The sequence below is a fragment of the Rossellomorea vietnamensis genome (assembly GCF_001305855.1).
In the GTDB taxonomy this organism is placed as follows: domain Bacteria; phylum Bacillota; class Bacilli; order Bacillales; family Bacillaceae_B; genus Rossellomorea; species Rossellomorea vietnamensis_A.
On sequence record NZ_LIXZ01000030.1, the window covers coordinates 1 to 19,473 of the forward strand.

The following is a 19,473-nucleotide window of genomic DNA, read 5'->3' on the forward strand; positions in this document are numbered from 1 at the left end:
ACGAAAAATCGATGTGGAGCCAGTTTTTGGATTTTTGAAGGCCAATTTGCGTTTCACTCGATTTTCTGTACGAGGAAAATCGAAGGTTGAAAATGAAATGGGCTTCGCGTTAATGGCAGTGAATTTAAGAAAATTCATTGCCAACAACTAAATTATAGAAGTATTTACACAAAAAAATAAGAAAGGTGAATTTGAGCAAGCTCAAATTCACCTTTTTTTACTATTAGAAGCTAGTTATGTCCCAGCCTCTTTTTATCATCTTTTGTGTGAAAAACTCCATTTCAAACATTGCTAAGTGGAGTGGGGGAGTTCAATATAAGATTTCAGCCCTCAGGTGAAGTTTAGGTATCTAATAGGGCGATTTAGTGAATTTCTGTTACAGCTAGAGAGATTAAAATATCTATGAGTTAGATGTTTGTTCTGTTCTTAATCTAAACTAAAGGCTTCTCCCACCACCAAACGCAACTCTGGCTGCTTGATTTTGTTGCCCCACTACCAGAAGATAAGAAAACATTAAAACTCCCACCGGGGGGAAGGATGAATTTCCCTCCATCTTCACTTACAACGGTAGTTCGAGTGGGGATTATTCGATTAAATACATTACCCCTCGTTAGCAAGGTGATAGGAACTGACTATAGTTTACCCTTTTCCCCTACTCTTGTGGGGACTGCTCCTGCGCTTACATTAGTTTTGCAAACAATTAACCCTATAACAACTACTGTTGACGTAATTATGAAGATGCGGGAGCAGTGGTGAACACATTAAGGTTTTGTATTTTATTATGAAGAAACAGTTGTTTCTGAAATGAGAAGTTAGAATTTTCTACCGACAGAACATAATAAATAACCTTCAAATAATTGCTTGTCGATAGTAGGAAGAGCATTATAAAATTCTTGAATAATGTTTGCTGCATAGGTGCATTCGTATAGAGAACCAAACTGTTCAACGGATACATCAAAACCTATAGAATATTCCCTGAGTAAGTGTAATCCAGCATCTCTAAATTGGTTATCAAGTGATACAACAGGGTATTCTTCTCCGTATATCCATTGGTCTTGTGATTCTAATGTCTGCTTCCATATCCGATATAACAGACATTTGGCATTAGGATTCATCGTAAGGATTAATCCGTTTGTTTTACAAATTCTTGTCATTTCCTTTAATATATTTACTTGTTTAGAGTATGAGAAATGCTCAAGTACTCCTGAGTTGAAAACGATATCATAAGAATCACTTGCGCGATCGATTTCTCTTATGTCACCACATATGAAGTCAGCTTCTATTTGATTGCGATTGTACATTTTTTTCATCTTTTCTATAGCTACCATACTGTAATCTACTAATGTTACATGAGCTCCTAATTTCGCTAATTGTAAACTAGATGTTCCTGTTCCAGCTCCAGCTTCTAATATTTTTAAATTTTCGACTCGGAAGTTTGAGTTTTCAATTATTGCATCCACTACACATTTGAAGAATACATTTTCGTCTAAATCTCCTTGATTACTCCAGATGGAATCCCAAAGGTCTTTGTGCCCCAATCTCATTCACCTCTTAGATAAAATGTATAGAACAACTTCCTTCATATTATTAAGGTCATCTTTGTTTGAATTGATAAACTGAGATTTACTCTGAACATCTTATGTTCGATTGGCAATCAGTATGACTAATTTGGGAATCTCACCGTTCTACGCCAGGCGTAAGAAAATATAGTAATCACTTATACCTTAACTGTTCAAGCTATGCATATCAATCCAATTTATGAAGCGGTCATCAATGAAAGACCACTCCTTTGCGAGAAAGAGATTCGACTCGCAAAATCAACTGAGCGTAGTAAACTTGTAACCATTAATCTCATTAAACTTCTCACTATGTTATCAAGACATGAGATATCCGCCCAGTACTTTAACCAAAGCTTTTTAAGTCAGTTTATGTAAATAAGTCGTCGCAGTTTCCGCCCAAGTTCAGTAACAATAAATAGAGTGGGTACTGATTCACTTCTAAGGACTGCCTCTTCACGATAATCAGAGAAAAGCCCTGAAGAAAATAAGTTAGCCCTGAAATAGTAAGGTGTTTTCATCGATTGCTCTGCAATCCACATCAATCCTTCTTTCTTTAACTCCTGCTGTCCTTTTGGGTTCCGAAAAGAGATTTTGAATATGGACTTTTAGTCACAGGAAGAAAAACAATGATACCTATCGTTGACCGTAGAAGAATATGGGAAGGAATGGGTATTTTAATGATCCTGGATGCATAAGAATAGGAGAGCATAAATAACCTAGGGTCTCTTGAGGAGGGGAGAAAGAGTGTCTGATACTTTTCATACGATGCCCGTGCTTATCAGGAATACTCAAGATTTAGATATGTTTCATAAATGTATTGAGAGCTTATCTAGGTCTGAAGAAGATCCTTTTGTGGTTTTATACAATCAAGGGGTGATTTCGAATACGGAATTATACCTGGAGGCTGAGAAGTACCTTGAAAGATTTCATATTTTAGGAGAAGGAAAGAATGATGGAATACCTTTCGCCAGGCAAGGCTGTTTTGAATATATCTGGGAGTACCATCCAGAGTGTGCATTTATAACAGAAATACATGCAGATATGGTTTTTCAACCGGGGTGGACCACGGTACTTAAAGGTTTTTTGAAAAATAATCCAAATGAACCATGTGTCTGTCCAGGAATACTTACAGCAAATGGTGAGTGGCATCCTCATGAAAAAGGGATTTCACGTTTAGACATTCCCGGCTCGATGAACGAGCTCCTAGTTATTTTAAAGGAGTATAGACAATCACGGGTGGTGGAGGGCTTTGTGCACCCGGTGATGCATAATTCTGCAGCATTGAGGAATGTAGGGGGCTACAACCTCTCAGACTTGGCTGGGAAGCAGGGCTATGAAGATGATTACTTATTGCTCTCTTATTTCAATTTATTACATCTTCCTGAGGAATGGAAGCCTAAAGCAGATTTGAATACTTGTGTTTATCACCAGACGATGGCTCAGCGCATGGATTTTACCGATATGAATGAAGAGGCAGAGAAAAACTTTCGGGGGTTAGTGAGCAGGTTTGGAAGCAAAGGTCTTCTGGATCTCAAAAGGATTCACCAGGGGGAAGACACGAAAGAAGATTGGAACCTGGTTTTCTTCGGTGGGTTGATGGACACTCCCACTAGCGATGCTTTCATTCTTGATGGGTATAACTCATACATCATAACCCGAAACGGATATAAAGGTGAGGAGGAAGGGATTACTTTCCTGCCTTATAGTAAGCTTGAACAGGTTCGGCCGGATCGAAGTATAGCTGTAGTAAGTCATCCATTTTGGGTTACGGTGATTGCCAAGTGGAATCCCGAAATGATTATCACTCTTCATCCCCATCAAGAGTTAATGAGTGAGAATAGGGATCTTGAGTTTTACAGTTCTGCCTTATATCTAAAATCCAGTGCAATCATTACCGATTCTGAAGAACACTATTTTAACTTATCTTTGAAATACCCTTTTGTTTATTTTATTAGTCATTCTACTTCTGATAAATCCGCGGATTCTGCAATCTATAATCCGAAAGAGGAAACCTTGATTGAACTCATTCAAGCTCTTCGATTTCAACAAGAAGAGTACTACTCTTTTGCTTTGCAACTGAATTCGAAATTAAGAGCCTCGAGGATAGATCACTTGAAAAATTCATTGAAATGGGATCCGCATAATGAATTTTTGTTAGCTTGCCTGGGCAAATATCTTTACCTTCAAAGGGAGTATTCTTTGTCTGAGGATTACTTCTTCCAGGCATTTTCACGAAATGTGGTGGTTTTCAATGATAATCAAGGATTGAAGAAGTACTATCCTTGGATTTGCCTTGCCCAGGCAAGGCAGGGAAAGGTGGGGGAAGTCCTCAATTCATACGGAATCCTGGCATTATCCCCTGAACTTAAGAATCATTACCATCATCTTCTTGGACTCTATCATCGTGAACAGGCCCACATCGTTTTGGCTGAAGTATCAAAAGTATATGGAGATATCCCTTATGCAGAGTATTTGTATCAAAACAGTGAGGAGCAATGGAGAAGTGCAGGGCTTTTTCAATTATACAAAGAAAGGATGAACCATGAGCCGGTATTAAAGATTTTGAATGAGAATAAAGATGTCCCCTCTTTAAGAAAAGAGTGGTGGCTCATTTCAGGAGAAATGGCTGAACTTTCAGGGGACGTAAACCATGCAAAGCATTGTTATCTTCAGGCTTCCTGCTATGATGAGTCTCAGCTTGATAGGATTTTGAGGATGGAAGCGTTAGATGAATTTTTAAAATGTATTGTTCAAGGGGGAATTTCATGAACCCTGTCCGAAAAACGGATGGCAATCACTTGACTGCGATGATGCAAGTGCGAAATGAGGAGAATCGGTACTTGGAACGGGTATTAGATCACTTAAGCGAGTTTGTGGATGACTTGGTGATAGTGGATGATGCAAGTACCGACCGGACCGTCGAAATTTGTCGTTCCTTTCCCAAAGTAAAAGAAGTCATTCAATTACCCGAAAGCCACTTTCATAAGGAATGGGAATTGAAACATCTTCTATGGAAGGAAACTAGTAAGTATGGGCCGGACTGGATCTTGTCCATAGATGCGGATGAAATATTTGAGGATTCATTTAGTGAAAGCGTCCGTTCGTTGATCGACCAGGATCAATTTGATTGGGTCGGTTTCCGAATTTATGATTTATGGAGTGGCCATACGCATTACAGAGAGGATGAACATTGGAATCTGCATAAGCGGCATACGATGATGCTGGTCAGGTATCTCCCGGGATTTCCCTATTATTACTTGCAATTGGACCATCATGCTCATCGGCTGCCCTTGTCCTACAATGCTCTTCCAGGCTGCTTATCCGATTTTCGTGTAAAACATTTTGGATGGGCTGGGGATGAGCAGGAAAGATTCCGGAAATACGAACGATATATGGAGTTGGACCCCGAGGGAAGATGGGGGAGCCGCGAACATTACGAGTCGATCCTTGATCCCGCTCCCCGTCTTTTGAAGTGGAGGGAGCTTGACTTATGACAAAAGTATCAATTCTGACCCATAGTTTTTTAGATGCCTATAATAATAAGATTGATAAAGTCTATGGCGGAGGTCTTGAAAGATATTTATATGAACTCTGCCTGATATTAAAAGGGATGGGTGTGGAAGTGGAAATTCACCAGCTCTCATTCAACGATTCTTTCCGAACACAGTTAGAAACCACTGACTTAGAGGGTACCGTGATCTACGGATACTTTTGCGATGACTTAGAGAAGATCCCGGATATCTTCAGTGAAATGTCTTCCAAGGCATCAGGAAAGTTAATATACGCAAGCTGTATTTGGCATCCGATTCACTATAAACAAGATAGTCTTGGAATCTGCCACGGTATAAACTGGGATCGGGTTGATTTGGCCATCAGCATGAAGGACCATGTAAAAGAAAATGTGCAGAGGGCTTTAAACTCTCTCCGGAAAATAGTGTCAGTGGATTCCCACTTTTTGTCATACTGCCGATCGACCTGTTTTTATGAAGATAATGAGAAGGTGGAACTCATTCCAAATTTTGTTGACACGAAAAGGTTCACTCCTTCCGCTCCTTCATCTCCAGATGGAAGTATCAAATTGCTGTTCCCCAGAAGAATCAGTCATGAACGAGGAATTATTCTGATGATGGCAGCGACTGATATCCTATTGGACCGCTTTCCACAGCTGGAAATCATTTTTGCAGGGGAAACGATTGATCATACGCCCCTTAGCTCAGCATTTTACTATTGGATGAACACTCATCCTCATAAGACCAAGATCCGTCATCAGGTATATTCTTTCGATGCGATGCCAAAGGTATATGAACAAGCCGATATGGCAGTCATTCCGACCATCTTTTCTGAGGGTACTTCGCTTTCATGTTTGGAAGCATTAAGTGCTGGACTGCCAATAGTATCTACCAATATCGGCGGGCTTAACGATATTATTATAGATGGGTATAACGGATTGTTAATCACACCAACTGTTGACCGTTTAGTAGCTTCGGTTTCTGAGCTATTACAAGATACGGAGAAGCGGGAGGAAATTGCATCCCGTGCACGGGAAACTGCTGAAGCTTTTGATATTTCAATTTGGAAGAAGAGATGGGGAAGAGTGCTCGAGGACTACCTATAATGAACAAAAAGGGGAAGGGAATATGCCGAATTATAATGTGTTTACAAACCTCAACAGCCCTCTGACAACAGTTGACATTGCAGCATCTGCCGCCGAAATAGGAGCAAACTACCGAGTAACAACAGGTGTCGTGAGTGTGGCACCAAATGCTTTTCTTGCGATACAGTTGTCAAACCCGACGACTTCCCGCTATACCGCAAGAATTGGAAGGATTTTTGGGGGGGCTCTAACTAATACCTCCCTCTTTCTCCTTAGAAATGGAACTGTAGCGGGAGGGACCACCCTTCAGGCAGTCAATACCAATTTTGGTTATCAAAACACCGCACAACTGATTCCCACATTTTCAACCAGTTTGACCAATCCTGTCGTGGGGGGCGTGACGTTCAGTAGCCTTATCCAAACGGGCGGACCTCTTGTTGATGATGAATTGGGAAAAGTCATTGTGCCGCCGAATAACCGCTTGATCATCGATTTGCTGAATTTAACCAACCAGACCAATACACTAGCCATTACAGTTGGATGGGCAGAGTTATCGCCTCAGTCAAATTAAAAAAAGGGGGGAGTCCCCCTTTTTTAATTTGACAGGTGAATAACAATAGGCTTCAGTTCATCCAGAAGAGAAGAAGACCAGGGACTTCTGTGATGAAAATAGAAGAGGGCAAGGGTCCAACGGGGGAGGGGGTTATCCGGGAAAGACTCAGCGGTGGTTACTAATGTTCTTTGGGCTAATTGGTAATCTTCGGCTTTAATGGCCAATATAGATATAGCGAGTTTTTCATTGACACTGTACTGTTCATAGTAGCAGTAATAAAAGTCCAGAAGGGTAGAAGCTGTTTTTTCAGATGCATTGAAGAACATATAAAAGTGTGATAGAGGGAACGATTTGGACAGGCGTGACTGCTTTGGGATTGAATGGAGGAAACGAACGAACCCTTCCCAGCATCCGGCCTCCATAAACATGTGCTTTGCCAGGTTCAATGATTCTTCCTGTTCTGTACCGTGCAACTCTCCTTCCATGAATGTGCTTAAGTGCTTGGCAAGAGGGTAAATAGCAGAGTATTCACTCAATAAGGCGTGTAGGTCTTGTCCTCTGTCCATGTCATAGTATAAGCACCACTCCAGCAACACTTCGTCCATCTTTTTCGTCCTTCTTTGATTCCTTTGCATGATCCTTAAGGCTTCTTCCTTTAATCCTTTCAGCGAAAAGGAAATCGCCTTAGATAAGAGGCCGATTTCATCTTTGACTTCCGGTAAATAATCCCGCGGCATTAACTTCCATAATTCCCCTTCAATCTCATGTTTATCATATAAAATACTCATCCTTATTGCTTTAATCCATTGAGATGGTTCCAATCCATCCCGCCATTTTCCGATGCATTCAACTACATATGGGGAGGGAGAGCGGTATAAAGCCCAGTGGATCCAACGGTCGAATGCAAGCTTGAAATTGGGCTTTAAGTCCAAAGTTGATTGATAATACTTTAGTGCATTCACATCATCCTGAATCTTTTCATATATCAGCCCTGCCTTATAAGCAGTAAGGTAAGTGCCGGCCCCTGCATGGGAAGAGTAGTGTTTTTTTTGGTCTCCATTGTCCATGGATTGAAATAAGGAGTACAAGGCTTCTTGAAAACAGTTGCTTTCAAGAAGGATGTCTGCTTTCGTGTCCCACAGCTCAGGGAAGTCTGGATAGGCGGTAATCCCTTTTTCAAGAAGATTCAAAGCTTCCTGACGCCTATGAAAGTACCATAATAAGTTCACTGACTTTAATATGATGTCCGGGGCGTGATCATCAAAAGGTGATAAATTTTTTAAGATTTCCAGAAAGGTTCCCAACGCATCTTCATAATCCCCTTTCTGTATTTGTTCTGATCCCAACGCATATCTAAGACGGATATCATCCGGATTTTCTACAAGAGCAGTCTCAATAAGACGTGTGTTTCTTTCGTTTTTTTGTTTTAATTGGATATAATCGTCAAGGTATCCATAATGAAGTATTGTATATTCCCCAAGTTCCAAACTGCCCCCCCTATCTTTGATTGAAGATGTTACTGTCTCGTGTATCCTTCCCTCAAAGAAAATATCCGGACTTCTTCTGAAAATACGGCAGGAACTGTCTGTAAAGTAGCTCCCTTCCTTGTACACTCCATAGTAATTGAGAATGTTCAGGTAGAGACCATCTGCTTGTGTTTTCCAAAGCTCTTTCTTTAGAGACAGGCTGTCAATCGCATCCAGCGTCTCGTCAGCATCGAGAACAAGGATCCATTCGCCCTTTGCTTCCTTAATCCCTCTATTTCTGGCATCGCTAAAGTCATCATTCCATATATAAGGAAAAATCCTGGCCCCGAATTTCTTTCCGATGTCCACCGTCCTGTCAGTTGAGCCGGTATCCACCAGAATAATTTCATCGACTGCGTCTTTTACAGAAGCTAAACATCGGGCCAGCGTATGTTCTTCGTTGGAAACAATCATGCAAAGAGATAAAAAATGGCTAGTTGTCATAAGCACTCTCCTTACTCAATGAAGCCTTCATCAAATGGCAGTGTTAACTTAGCCGAGTTCAATAGTTCAGATGATGTAATATTTTCAAGAGCCGAATCGATGTGAATTTCAGCATTAAAGCATAATGTATTAACCAGTTGGATTATGGAATTAACTCTAAAGTTTTTGCTTGTGGAGGAGTGTTCCTTCTTCCAAAGATTAGTATGTTCCTGAAAGGCTTTAAAAAAACCTTGGGAAAATAGAAGTCTGGCGCCCCTTTCAGCCTGCAGGATGGAATCCACCGACTCTTCATTCAGGACTGGATGGAAAGAAGATGGCAGCATGGCATCAAAAGGATTCTGTTCATTCATGAGAGTCTGTCGTTTTTCTTCGCTGATCTTTGCGTAGTCCCCTTCCCCCTCCTTGCAGGGACGTTTGAGAAGCAGGCAATCCTCTTCTGTACTAAGCAATTGACGGACCTCCTGCCCGGTGAGGGTACTGCTTCTTTTCAGCCAGCTTTTTATAAGTTCGCTTGCGATTGAATAGCAATGCGTTCGCATAAGGATAGTCAATAGTGTTTCCCGCTGCTTCTTTGTGTTCATTCTGAATTTTTTCTGAATGAACGGAAGGAGATCTCCCTGTCTTCCGGTCACCCTCAATAGTTGGAACATCCGAAAAAGTGGCCGTTGGGAAGCCTGGGAAGCCTGGTATGACTTATAGTAGTGATCAACAGCTTTATCGTCCTCCTGAGTCGACTCAAATGCTAATCCGAGTAAATAATGGGTGGAGAAAGTCCCCATCCCGGCCTCAGTGTGATATTTGGGGGTTTCGCCAATTTCGGCGGCTTTCTGCAAATGTTCAATTGCCGATGGACAATCGCCTTTTACAATATAATAAGAGCCCTTATAATGATGAAGGTCTGTATAATCCGGGAACAACTCCAAACCCTCATTACAACAGCGAATAGCTTCATCAATCAGGTTCAACGCACCAAAACATCGAGCTTCACATTTATAAAGCAAGTGGGCATAGTTTATTTGCGGGCTGACTAATTGCCTTGATTTTTGAAAAGATTCCAAGGCTTTCTGGACAGCACCAATTTGTAAATATTCAACCCCGATATTATAGAGATGAAAGGCGTGGTCGGGGGTATTCTTCAGTTCCTGTTCCAATAGAGTGATATTCCGGCTGCTTTTGTTTTTCTTATCCCTGACTGCAGATTGATATCCGTAATGATCGATACGTACCGTAGTCATGACAAAACGCGCTTGAGGATTTTGGAGTTGCATGCTATCAGCAATCTGTTCATGAATGGCGCCAGAAAAGCGGTAACCTATTCGATTCCTGAACATCCGGATGGTGGGATTGACACTTGCTTCTTGCCCATTTTGCCCAAAGTGGTTATAAACTCTTAAGAAGTATCCTTCAGCATCCGGGTAATCGGTCCACTTTTTCAGCTCCTCAATGGAGTCCTTATGGAGTTCTTCGTCTGCATCCAAAAATAGTATCCATTCACCCGTTGCGTGTTCTATTCCGATGTTCCTTGCCTCAGCAAAATTATTCTTCCATTCTGCTTGAATCACCTTGGCCTCATGTCTCTCAGCTATTTCAATTGTTCGGTCCTCAGAACCTGTATCAACGACAATCATCTCCGATACAATTTCCTTGACACTGGATAAGCAATTATCCAAAAAGTCCTCTTCATTCTTGACAATCATGCACAGGGAAATGCTGTTCTTCATTAACACGATTCCTCCTTTGTCTTCCTTTCCAGCAGGAATGCCAGCTGTATTTCGAAGAGAGTTCTATGGCTAAGTTCACTTTATTTAGATATGCATTGAAAAGAGGATACTCTGGCATAGCTGCTGATGACTCCTCTAATAGGGTTCTAGCCTGCTGGTTATAACATAAAGAGGCTCCCACATGTGCACGGACATCATCAGGCTTGGTAATCAAAACTTCTTCGAAAATGAGAGCAGCCTCATCAAATCTTTTCTGGTCATATACGTATTCACCTAGAAGTGAAAGTCCTTCTGTATCTATCGCATTCTCATTCTTTAATTGCTTCAATTCCTTATAGGCATTATGGGTGAATCCTTCATAATACTTCATTTTGGCTGCAAATAGTGTTAGCCCAGGGTAGTGTGAAGTAATCGACTTTACAACATTTTCGGCGTTTAAAATGATGGACTCATGCAAAAACTTTTTCACAAATAGGAGAAAGTCGAGATCTGATTCTGCAGTTTGTATTTTCTGGGTGTCAGTTAAAGATTTCAGGAGTTTCCCTAAATAAACTCCTGAAGAGTGATCCTGAATATAATTAAATAAACGATCTTGGATTTGTATTTCGTATTTTAACAGAGCTGATGAAACAAGGATTAATAGAGGCTCCGAAACCTCTCCTTGATTTATCAAATTCTCAAAACCCGCGTAAGCCAGGTCAAAATTACTAAGGTGAAGATGGCTGATGATGATCCTTTCTTGAGTAGAAGTCTGAGGGGTGGTGATTTGGTCAGCCATCTCTAGAAACTCCAGGTAGCATCCACTTTCAAAGAGTACATTGGCTACTTGTATGGTACATAGTTGTTGAATGACAGCTTGATCAGTCCTTTGAAGGGTGGGAGACAGTAAATGAGTCATTTCTTTTTTAATGTTGCTTTCACTAATATTTGAAGCAGTGAGCACATCTGCGAAACCTAGAAGTGCCTCGTAGTAGTAAGGGCAATATTTTAAAGCATTGATATAAAATTGAAGCGCGTCAGAATAAGCACCCCACTTAACTGCGATATCTCCCATGTAGGTCCATGCGCGGAAGGTTCCGTTCCCATCTTCGTGTACATATTTACTTGAGGGGCTTTTACTTACTGCCTCCTGAAATGCTTTAATGGCTTTATCTTCTTCTTTTTGATGTACATATGAGATCCCTAAATAGTAATGTAGATCACAATATTCCGGATAATTTGTTAATTCATCCTCCAATAAAGATTTGGCTTCAGAAATAAGTCCGCAGCTTATTAGAATGATTGAAAGATCTTTTACAATTGTCGGCCTGGAAGAGATATTTAAATCCGTCCTGTTCAGTGCATCCTGAATAAGGGCCACTGCTTGATTGAAGTTCCCCAATTGTGCATATGTAAGCCCCAGGTGGTAGGTGTAATAAGGGTGGTCTTGGTTTCCTGCCAAGAATGTCTGTAAGATCTCCAGATTCCGCAAAAGCTTCTCGTTGGTTTTTGGATGCCCCGCCTGATAACCATAGTGCCTGATTAACACAGGAAAATCCCCAATCAGATCCGTATTTGAGGAAGTGAAAGAGTTGATTGAAGGGATGATATCTTCATGGATGGGACCAGTAAATTCATATTCTTTCCGGGCACGGAACATTCTAATGGAAGAATGTTGTACTTTTTGATGGGGTAAAGAACCTGTATAACTTTCAATTAAGATCCGATATGCTTCCATATTGGAAGAGGATAAAAACTGCCTAAATTGCTTGCTTTCTCCATGTAATACTTCATCAGCATCCAAGTAAAGAATCCAATCCGTTTTTGCGTGTTCTAGTGAGATGTTCCTTGCTTTGGAAAAATCGTTTTCCCAAGGTGCCTCTATGACTTTAGCACCATATGAAGCTGCTATTTCCTTTGTTCGATCAGACGATCCTGTGTCTACGATGATCATTTCATCAACGAATGGCTTAATACTGCTGAGGCATTGAGGAAGATTATCAGCTTCGTTCTTCACAATCATATGGAGTCCGACTAACATAGGATTCCCCCCTAACATAAAGCATCCCTCTGATCCATAGAACAGAGGGAGCTTTTGTATAGTTTATGAGCCTTGAGCATTGAATATGACTGATATTGTCGCTGAAGCAAGTGTTGTTGATGATCTGTAGGAAAGTCTTGTATATTTCATAAACCGCTGAGGTACAAGGACATCCACTGAGCCCGCACCCAGGTTAAGAGAGGTTACATCAATCAGCCAATTGGTTCCATTTGCACTTATTTCCACTGCTGTATCAACCGTACCACTAGGACTGGAGTTGTATATGAAGAAAGAATAGTCTTCGAGAATAGATGTTGTGATGGCTGGTAGCGGTAGGAATGTCGATGAAGCAGTACCGACATTAACATTTAAGAAACTTTGTTCAATAAAGGTATTTTGAGAAACGGCTGTCAATGTGCCTCCTGTGATTGTAACAGACGATATTGAAGCGGTAAGGGTACCGTTTATTATCGCATTGACTGTACCTCCTAAGATTGTAGCCCCTAAAACATTTTGTATTGTATTAATGGTGCCGCCGACGATGGTAGCGGCCTGAACCTGGTTGACCGAGTTCAGGGTACCGGCGGTAATCGTAGCGCCAAGGACGCTTGAGATGGTACCGTTTAACAAGTTATTTAGCGTGCCGCCGAGAATGGTGGCGTTAATGTTTCCGCCAGAGATGGTGGCACTAGTGACATTGGAAACGGTGTTGATGGTACCGCCGACAATGGTAGCGGCTTGAACCTGGTTGACCGAGTTCAGCGTACCGGCAGTAATCGTGGCGCCAAGGACGCTTGAGATCGTACCATTTAACAAGTTGTTCAGCGTACCGCCGAGAATGGTGGCGTTAATGTTTCCGCCAGAGATGGTGGCACTAGTGACATTGGAAACGGTGTTGATGGTACCGCCGACAATGGTAGCGGCTTGAACCTGGTTGACCGAGTTCAGCGTACCGGCAGTAATCGTGGCGCCCAGGACGCTTGAGATGGTACCGTTTAACAAGTTGTTTAGTGTGCCGCCGAGAATGGTGGCGTTAATGTTTCCGCCAGAGATGGTGGCACTAGTGACATTGGAAACGGTGTTGATGGTGCCGCCGACAATGGTAGCGGCTTGAACTTGGTTGACCGAGTTCAGCGTACCGGCAGTAATCGTGGCGCCCAGGACGCTGCTGATCGTCCCGTTTAACAAGTTGTTTAGCGTGCCGCCGAGAATGGTGGCGTTAATGTTCCCGCCAGTGATAGTGGCACTAGTGACATTGGAAACGGTGTTGATGGTACCGCCGACGATGGTAGCGGCCTGAACCTGGTTGACCGAGTTCAGCGTACCGGCAGTAATCGTGGCTCCGAGTACACTGGAGATCGTACCGTTTAACAAGTTGTTTAGCGTGCCGCCGAGAATGGTGGCGTTAATGTTTCCGCCAGAGATGGTGGCACTAGTGACATTGGAAACGGTGTTGATGGTGCCGCCGACAATGGTAGCGGCTTGAACTTGGTTGACCGAGTTCAGCGTACCGGCAGTAATCGTGGCTCCGAGTACACTGGAGATGGTGCCATCCAGTAGGTTATTCAGCGTGCCGCCGAGTATGGTAGCGTTGATATTTCCACCCGTGATGGTAGCGCCAAGGACGCTTTCTACCACATTGAGTGTTCCACCCGAAACCGTGACAGAAGGAATCTCCACGGTGACAGTCCCCGTAATGGCATTGATCGTTCCACCGACAATGGTCGCGGCCTGAACTTCGTTGACCGAGTTCAGAGTACCGGCGGTAATCGTGGCTCCAAGCACACTGGAGATGGTGCCGTCCAGTAGATTGTTCAGTGTGCCGCCGAGTACGGTAGCGTTGATATTTCCAGCCGTGATTGTAGCGCCGAGGACGCTTTCTACCACATTGAGTGTTCCGCCCGAAACCGTAACAGAAGGAATATCTACGGTGACAGTCCCCGTGATAGCATTGATCGTTCCACCGACAATGGTCGCGGCTTGAACTTCATTAACCGAGTTCAGAGTACCGGCGGTAATCGTGGCTCCGAGTACACTGGAGATGGTGCCGTCCAGTAGGTTATTCAGCGTGCCGCCGAGTAAAGTGGCGTTGATATTTCCACCTGTGATTGTAGCACCGAGGACGCTTTCTACTACATTGAGTGTGCCCCCAGAAACTGTAACAGAAGGAATATCTACGGTGACAGTCCCCGTGATGGCATTGATCGTACCGCCGACAATGGTCGCGGCTTGAACTTCATTAACCGAGTTCAGAGTACCGGCGGTAATCGTGGCTCCAAGTACACTGGAGATGGTGCCGTCCAGTAGGTTATTCAGCGTGCCGCCGAGTACGGTAGCGTTGATATTTCCAGCCGTGATTGTAGCGCCCAGAACGCTTTCTACCACATTGAGTGTTCCACCCGAAACTGTGACAGAAGGAATATCCACGGTGACAGTCCCCGTGATGGCATTGATCGTTCCACCGACAATGGTCGCGGCTTGAACTTCGTTAACCGAGTTCAGAGTCCCGGCGGTGATCGTGGCTCCAAGCACACTGGAGATGGTGCCGTCCAGTAGATTATTCAGCGTGCCGCCCAGTAGGGTGGTGTTGATATTTCCACCAGCGATGGTAGCGCTCAGGACATTTTCAATCGTGTTAATGGTTCCACCAACGATGGTGGCAGCTTGAACTTCATTTACAGAATCAAGTGTACCCGCGGTAATGGTAGCGCCAAGGACGCTTTCTACCACATTGAGTGTTCCACCCGAAACTGTGACAGAAGGAATATCTACGGTGACAGTCCCGGTGATGGCATTGATCGTTCCACCGACAATGGTCGCGGCTTGAACTTCATTAACCGAGTTCAGAGTACCAGCGGTGATCGTGGCTCCGAGCACACTGGAGATGGTGCCATCCAGTAGATTGTTCAGTGTTCCGCCGAGTAGGGTAGCGTTGATATTTCCACCAGCGATTGTAGCGCTCAGGACATTTTCAATGGTGTTAATGGTTCCCCCAACGATGGTGGCAGCTTGAACTTCATTTACAGAATCAAGTGTACCCGCGGTAATGGTAGCGCCCAGGACGCTTTCTACCACATTGAGTGTTCCGCCCGAAACTGTGACAGAAGGAATATCTACTGTGACAGTCCCGGTGATGGCATTGATGGTACCGCCGAGTAGGGTAGCGTTGATATTGCCGCCAGCGATTGTAGCGCTCAGGACATTTTCAATCGTGTTGATGGTTCCCCCAACAATGGTCGCGGCTTGAACTTCGTTGACCGAGTTCAGAGTCCCGGCGGTAATCGTGGTTCCGAGTACACTGGAGATGGTACCATCCAGTAGATTGTTCAGCGTGCCGCCGAGTACGGTAGCGTTGATATTTCCACCCGTGATGGTAGCGCCAAGGACGCTTTCTACCACATTGAGTGTTCCGCCCGAAACTGTGACAGAAGGAATATCTACGGTGACAGTCCCCGTGATGGCATTGATGGTACCGCCGAGTAGGGTAGCGTTGATATTGCCGCCAGTGATTGTAGCGCTCAGGACATTTTCAATGGTGTTGATGGTACCACCGATGATGGTGGCAGCTTGAACTTCGTTCACGGAATCAAGCGTACCCGCGGTGATCGTGGCTCCGAGCACACTGGAGATAGTGCCGTCCAGTAGGTTGTTCACTGTGCCGCCCAGTAAAGTGGCGTTGATATTTCCACCTGTGATTGTAGCGCTCAGGACATTTTCAATGGTGTTAATGGTTCCCCCAACGATGGTCGCAGCTTGAACTTCGTTCACAGAATCAAGCGTACCGGCGGTGATCGTGGCTCCGAGCACACTGGAGATGGTGCCATCCAGTAGATTATTCAGCGTGCCGCCGAGTACGGTAGCGTTGATATTTCCACCCGTGATCGTAGCGCCGAGGACGCTTTCTACTACATTGAGTGTGCCCCCAGAAACTGTGACAGAAGGAATATCTACGGTGACAGTCCCGGTGATGGCATTGATCGTTCCACCGACAATGGTCGCGGCTTGAACTTCATTTACCGAGTTCAGAGTACCAGCGGTGATCGTGGCTCCGAGTACACTGGAGATGGTGCCGTCCAGTAGGTTATTCAGCGTGCCGCCGAGTACGGTAGCGTTGATATTTCCAGCCGTGATTGTAGCGCCAAGGACGCTTTCTACCACATTGAGTGTTCCGCCCGAAACCGTGACAGAAGGAATATCCACGGTGACAGTCCCCGTAATGGCATTGATGGTACCGCCGACAATGGTCGCGGCCTGAACTTCGTTGACCGAGTTCAGAGTCCCGGCGGTGATCGTGGCTCCGAGTACACTGGAGATGGTGCCGTCCAATAGGTTGTTCAGCGTGCCGCCCAGTAGGGTGGCATTGATATTTCCGCCCGTGATTGTAGCGCTCAGGACATTTTCAATGGTGTTAATGGTTCCACCAACGATGGTGGCAGCTTGAACTTCATTTACAGAATCAAGAGTACCCGCGGTAATGGTAGCGCCAAGGATGCTTTCTACCACATTGAGTGTTCCGCCCGAAACTGTGACAGAAGGAATATCCACGGTGACAGTCCCGGTGATGGCATTGATCGTTCCACCGACAATGGTCGCGGCTTGAACTTCGTTAACCGAGTTCAGAGTACCGGCGGTAATCGTGGCTCCGAGTACACTGGAGATGGTGCCGTCCAGTAGGTTATTCAGCGTGCCGCCGAGTACGGTAGCGTTGATATTTCCGCCAGCGATGGTAGCGCTCAGGACATTTTCAATGGTGTTGATGGTACCCCCAACAATGGTCGCAGCTTGAACTTCGTTCACAGAGTCAAGCGTACCCGCTGTAATGGTGGCGCCCAGGACGCTTTCTACCACATTGAGTGTTCCGCCCGAAACTGTGACAGAAGGAATATCTACGGTGACAGTCCCGGTGATGGCATTGATGGTACCGCCGAGTATGGTAGCGTTGATATTTCCGCCAGTGATTGTAGCGCTCAGGACATTTTCAATCGTATTGAGTGTACCACCGACGATGGTAGCGGCTTGAACCTCGTTAACCGAGTTCAGAGTACCAGCGGTGATCGTGGCTCCGAGTACACTGGAGATGGTGCCATCCAGTAGGTTATTCAGCGTGCCGCCGAGTAAAGTAGCGTTGATATTTCCGCCAGTGATGGTAGCGCTCAGGACATTTTCAATCGTATTGAGTGTACCACCGACGATGGTAGCGGCTTGAACCTCGTTAACCGAGTTCAGAGTACCAGCGGTGATCGTGGCTCCGAGTACACTGGAGATGGTGCCATCCAGTAGGTTATTCAGCGTGCCGCCGAGTAAAGTGGCGTTGATATTTCCACCTGTGATTGTAGCGCCGAGGACGCTTTCTACTACATTGAGTGTTCCACCCGAAACTGTGACAGAAGGAATATCCACGGTGACAGTCCCCGTGATGGCATTGATGGTACCGCCGACAATGGTAGCGGCTTGAACTTCGTTGACCGAGTTCAGAGTACCGGCGGTGATCGTGGCTCCGAGTACACTGGAGATGGTGCCGTCCAGTAGATTATTCAGCGTGCCGCCCAGTAGGGTGGCGTTGATATTTCCACCAGCGATTGTAGCGCTCAGGACATTTTCAATGGTGTTAATGGTTCCCCCAACGATGGTGGCAGCTTGAACTTCATTTACAGAATCAAGTGTACCGGCGGTAATCGTGGCTCCGAGTACACTGGAGATAGTGCCGTCCAGTAGATTGTTCAGCGTTCCGCCGAGTACGGTAGCGTTGATATTGCCGCCAGCGATTGTAGCGCTCAGGACATTTTCAATCGTGTTGATGGTTCCCCCAACAATGGTCGCAGCTTGAACCTGGTTCACAGAGTCAAGAGTACCCGCGGTAATGGTGGCGCCCAGGACGCTTTCTACTACATTGAGTGTTCCGCCCGAAACTGTGACAGAAGGAATATCTACGGTGACAGTCCCCGTGATGGCATTGATGGTACCGCCGACAATGGTCGCGGCCTGAACTTCGTTGACCGAGTTCAGAGTACCGGCGGTGATCGTGGCTCCGAGCACACTGGAGATGGTGCCATCCAGTAGGTTGTTCACTGTGCCGCCCAGTAAAGTGGCGTTGATATTTCCAGCCGTGATTGTAGCGCCGAGGACGCTTTCTACTACATTGAGTGTGCCCCCAGAAACTGTGACAGAAGGAATATCCACGGTGACAGTCCCGGTGATGGCATTGATCGTTCCACCGACAATGGTAGCGGCTTGAACTTCGTTAACCGAGTTCAGAGTACCGGCGGTAATCGTGGCTCCGAGTACACTGGAGATAGTGCCGTCCAGTAGGTTATTCAGCGTTCCGCCCAGTAGGGTGGCGTTGATATTTCCACCAGCGATGGTAGCGCTCAGGACATTTTCAATGGTGTTGATGGTTCCCCCAACAATGGTCGCAGCTTGAACCTGGTTCACAGAGTCAAGAGTACCCGCGGTAATGGTGGCGCCAAGGACGCTTTCTACCACATTGAGTGTTCCGCCCGAAACCGTAACAGAAGGAATATCTACGGTGACAGTCCCCGTGATGGCATTGATCGTTCCACCGACAATGGTCGCGGCTTGAACTTCATTAACCGAGTTCAGAGTACCCGCGGTGATCGTGGCTCCGAGTACACTGGAGATGGTGCCGTCCAGTAGGTTATTCAGCGTTCCGCCGAGTAGGGTAGCGTTGATATTGCCGCCAGCGATGGTAGCGCTCAGGACATTTTCAATGGTGTTAATGGTTCCCCCAACGATGGTCGCAGCTTGAACCTCGTTCACAGAGTCAAGCGTACCCGCGGTAATGGTGGCGCCAAGGACGCTTTCTACTACATTGAGTGTTCCACCCGAAACCGTGACAGAAGGAATATCTACGGTGACAGTCCCCGTGATGGCATTGATCGTTCCACCCACAATGGTAGCGGCCTGAACTTCGTTGACCGAGTTCAGAGTACCGGCGGTGATCGTGGCTCCAAGCACACTGGAGATGGTGCCGTCCAGTAGATTATTCAGCGTGCCGCCGAGTAAAGTGGCGTTGATATTTCCACCTGTGATTGTAGC

Annotated in this window: 11 protein-coding genes; 5 read left to right on the forward strand and 6 right to left on the reverse strand. The window is 45.0% G+C overall.

All coding sequences use genetic code 11. The features are described 5' to 3' along the window. Positions 1-151, forward strand: a 151-nt coding sequence (locus tag AM506_RS22335) for a transposase (RefSeq protein WP_152968647.1), incomplete at its 5' end; no start/stop codon positions are given. 280 nt (positions 152-431) lie between these two features. Here AM506_RS22335 and AM506_RS23455 read toward each other — a convergent pair. Both AM506_RS23455 and AM506_RS20820 read right to left on the reverse strand, forming a co-directional pair. After that, entirely contained in the window at positions 432-617 is a 186-nt protein-coding gene (locus tag AM506_RS23455; RefSeq protein ID WP_369117594.1) for a DUF6143 family protein, read from the reverse strand. Between the two features lie 195 nt (positions 618-812). Then, complete coding sequence (locus tag AM506_RS20820) at positions 813-1,538, reverse strand: class I SAM-dependent methyltransferase (RefSeq protein ID WP_060674933.1); 726 nt, start codon at positions 1,536-1,538, stop codon at positions 813-815. Positions 1,539-2,303: 765 nt separating this feature from the next. Between AM506_RS20820 and AM506_RS20825 the strand changes: the two genes are divergently transcribed. The 4 genes from AM506_RS20825 to AM506_RS20840 are packed head-to-tail and all read left to right on the forward strand — an operon-like array spanning position 2,304 to position 6,724. Further along, positions 2,304-4,328, forward strand: coding sequence for a hypothetical protein (locus AM506_RS20825; protein WP_060674935.1), 2,025 nt, complete (start codon positions 2,304-2,306; stop codon positions 4,326-4,328). Next, on the forward strand, positions 4,325-5,053 hold the full coding sequence (locus AM506_RS20830) for a glycosyltransferase (protein ID WP_152968648.1): 729 nt from the start codon (positions 4,325-4,327) through the stop codon (positions 5,051-5,053). The genes AM506_RS20825 and AM506_RS20830 overlap by 4 nt, the downstream gene beginning before the upstream one ends. Next, on the forward strand, positions 5,050-6,174 hold the full coding sequence (locus AM506_RS20835) for a glycosyltransferase family 4 protein (protein WP_060674939.1): 1,125 nt from the start codon (positions 5,050-5,052) through the stop codon (positions 6,172-6,174). Before AM506_RS20830 ends, AM506_RS20835 begins: the two co-directional genes overlap by 4 nt. Then, positions 6,095-6,724 carry a hypothetical protein gene (locus tag AM506_RS20840; RefSeq protein WP_152968649.1) on the forward strand — a complete coding sequence of 210 codons (630 nt, stop codon included), beginning with the start codon at positions 6,095-6,097 and terminating at the stop codon, positions 6,722-6,724. Before AM506_RS20835 ends, AM506_RS20840 begins: the two co-directional genes overlap by 80 nt. Positions 6,725-6,747: 23 nt before the next feature. On the opposite strand, the gene AM506_RS20845 is transcribed toward AM506_RS20840, so the two are convergent. The 4 genes from AM506_RS20845 to AM506_RS20860 all read right to left on the reverse strand — a co-directional run. Next, positions 6,748-8,676 (reverse strand): tetratricopeptide repeat protein, encoded by a 1,929-nt coding sequence (locus tag AM506_RS20845; RefSeq protein WP_060674942.1) that lies wholly within the window; start codon positions 8,674-8,676, stop codon positions 6,748-6,750. An 11-nt stretch (positions 8,677-8,687) separates the two neighbouring features. Further along, positions 8,688-10,397, reverse strand: a complete 1,710-nt coding sequence (locus AM506_RS20850) for a glycosyltransferase (protein WP_060674944.1) — start codon at positions 10,395-10,397, stop codon at positions 8,688-8,690. Next, positions 10,357-12,417, reverse strand: coding sequence for a TPR domain-containing glycosyltransferase (locus tag AM506_RS20855; protein WP_060674946.1), 2,061 nt, complete (start codon positions 12,415-12,417; stop codon positions 10,357-10,359). Before AM506_RS20855 ends, AM506_RS20850 begins: the two co-directional genes overlap by 41 nt. 63 nt (positions 12,418-12,480) lie before the next feature. Beyond that, a partial coding sequence (locus AM506_RS20860) for a DUF6385 domain-containing protein (RefSeq protein ID WP_152968650.1) occupies positions 12,481-19,473 on the reverse strand: 6,993 nt, incomplete at its 5' end.

Excerpts from the sequence above, each read along its gene's own strand:
- AM506_RS20855 (WP_060674946.1), bottom strand. The coding sequence starts at position 12,417 with ATGTTAGTCGGACTCCATATGATTGTGAAGAACGAAGCTGATAATCTT.
- AM506_RS20835 (WP_060674939.1), top strand. The coding sequence starts at position 5,050 with ATGACAAAAGTATCAATTCTGACCCATAGTTTTTTAGATGCCTATAAT.
- AM506_RS20845 (WP_060674942.1), bottom strand. The coding sequence starts at position 8,676 with ATGACAACTAGCCATTTTTTATCTCTTTGCATGATTGTTTCCAACGAA.
- AM506_RS20830 (WP_152968648.1), top strand. The coding sequence starts at position 4,325 with ATGAACCCTGTCCGAAAAACGGATGGCAATCACTTGACTGCGATGATG.
- AM506_RS20850 (WP_060674944.1), bottom strand. The coding sequence starts at position 10,397 with ATGAAGAACAGCATTTCCCTGTGCATGATTGTCAAGAATGAAGAGGAC.